The sequence below is a fragment of the Bacillus sp. AP50 genome, assembly GCF_040492675.1.
Lineage (GTDB): Bacteria > Bacillota > Bacilli > Bacillales > Bacillaceae_G > Bacillus_A > Bacillus_A cereus.
The window spans coordinates 1-2,296 of the sequence record NZ_JBEUTW010000513.1 but is presented as its reverse complement, the minus strand read 5'-3'; the positions used below and the strand labels follow the sequence as shown (position 1 = coordinate 2,296).

Here is a 2,296-nt window from a genome sequence, read left to right as displayed (position 1 = left end):
GTATTGAAAATTAAATATAGATTTACGTACAAATAAAAAAGCCGCATTTGCGACTTATGAAATCATAGGATTAACTCCTTTTTTGGTTGAATGATTAGCGCTTAATCGCATCGACAATTAGCGATGGAAAACCAAGTTTATCGCCTTTATTTCTAGAATCATACCTTTTCGAACGGAAAATAACACCGTCGTTTGCATCCCATTCGTTGTAATAAAACTGACCATTTTCATCACAATATTCAAGTAAAACTACCTCGAATCCAGCAGTTTCAAACATTTTCGTTAATGTTTTATAATTATGAACGATTTTATGACTTGCTGCTGGATGATCTTTCGGACCGGGTCCCCCTATTTGAACTATATTTTGATATACCTCATCCTGAAAGAATGCATCAGGGACTCCGCACCGAATATGACCAGATGGTTTTAAAAATTCATAACAGATTTCAGCTGCTCTTACACCTTCTTCAAAAGTAAGGTGTTCCCATACATGCTCAGCTAAAATAGCTGAAATAGAGTTGTATTCAAATCTTTCTTCCCACGTAGCTTTATCTAGTAAGTTAAGTTCATCTTCTTGCGTTTGAATCCAGCCTGGATTATTATTAAACACTCCAGCTCCGACAACTACTTTAATTTCGTCTTGTTTTATTGCCACCATGTTCACCTCTTAAACATTTTAATTCATTAATATATTCTATGTTTACTATTATCCTTCCTCCTTCAACAAATGTAGTAACATGAGTCCAGTACAATACCGAACTCATGCCCTAAAACCTCTCTAACGCAACAATCTGTCTAACTCTATAAAATTAGTTCATAATATACGATTTTTCTTACAGAAATATAGCACACCAAACATTAGCATAATACCAATTACGTAAAAAATTGTTGTTCCGCTCCCACCAGTATTAGGAATTACCCAATTATTCTTCGCATTTTTCACTGTTATTTTTTGTGTCTTTACTGCTTCTGTAATTTCTATTTCTATTGGATCTCTAAGTAACATGTATCCGTTCGGTGCTTTTATTTCTTTAATCGTATACTTTCCAATTGCTAATTGGTTGGAAATTACCTTTCCTTTTTCATCCGTTATTAATCTACTAAGTTCTTTCCCTTCTTTATCTAACACTTGAAATACAGCGCCTTTTAGCTTTAATTCACTATCCTTATCATCAACTTTTTCAATTTCAAATTGCCCAGTCGGATCTGGCAATTTCTTATTTTCTATTTTAATTTCTACTACTGTATCTTTTTCTATTTTTACAGCTATTTTATCTTTTAATAATTCATAACCTTTAGGTGCCTCTATTTCCACTAGGGTATAGTTTCCTATTGGTAAGTCCTTTGATATCATTTCTCCTTTTTCATCTGTTATTAACTCTCCAACTACTTTTCCTTTTGCATCTTCTATATGAAACTTTGCCCCTGCTAGTTTTTTATTTTTATCACTTATGTCTACTTTCACAAGCTTCATTTTTCCCATTGGATCTGGCAATTTCTTATTTCCTATTTTAATTTCTACTTCTGCATCTTTTTCTATTTTTACAGTTATTTTATCTTTTAATAATTCGTAACCTTTAGGTGCTTCTACTTCCACTAAGGTATAGTTTCCTATTGGTAAGTCTTTTGATATTACTTCTCCTTCTTCATTTGTTACTAGTTCTCCAACTATTTTCCCATTTAAATCTTCAATTTTAAACTTTGCTCCTGCTAGCTTTTTATTTTTATCACTTATGTCTACTTTCACAAGCTTCATTTTTCCCATTGGATCTGGCAATTTCTTATTTCCTATTTTAATTTCTACTTCTGCATCTTTCTCTACTTTTACAGCTATTTTATCTTTTGATAATTCGTAACCTTTAGGTGCTTCTTTTTCCACTAAAGTATAGTTTCCTATTGGTAAGTCTTTTGATATCGCTTCTCCTTCTTCATTTGTTACTAGTTCTCCAACTATTTTCCCATTTAAATCTTCAATTTTAAACTTTGCTCCTCCCTCTGTTGTAATTTTTTTCGCATTTGGAAAAACCCAAATCATTTTCCCATATAGCTCAGTAAACGGGGAATTAGGCGAATATGGTTGTGATGTAGGAACTATATCTGTAGCCTTTCCAATATTGTTCGTGTCATATAGAATAGACCCATTTTTAAATGTAACCTCTATTGCATCTGAATACATTACAATAAAATCTTTTTCCTTAGCATTGGGCAAAAATACATCTCTTATATCTACACTGATTTTCCCTGTCAATTCTGATGAAACATAAATATTAGGATTGTTTATATCTTTTCCGATTCC

At 32.3% G+C, this 2,296-nt stretch carries 2 protein-coding genes; both read right to left on the bottom strand.

Translation table 11 applies throughout. The features are described from left to right. Positions 1-94: 94 nt before the first annotated feature. Positions 95-658, bottom strand: coding sequence for a class I SAM-dependent methyltransferase (locus ABWK52_RS25725; protein WP_000225725.1), 564 nt, complete (start codon positions 656-658; stop codon positions 95-97). A gap of 156 nt (positions 659-814) precedes the next feature. Further along, the coding region (locus ABWK52_RS25720) for an MSCRAMM family protein (protein WP_353772218.1) at positions 815-2,296 on the bottom strand (1,482 nt) is incomplete at its 5' end.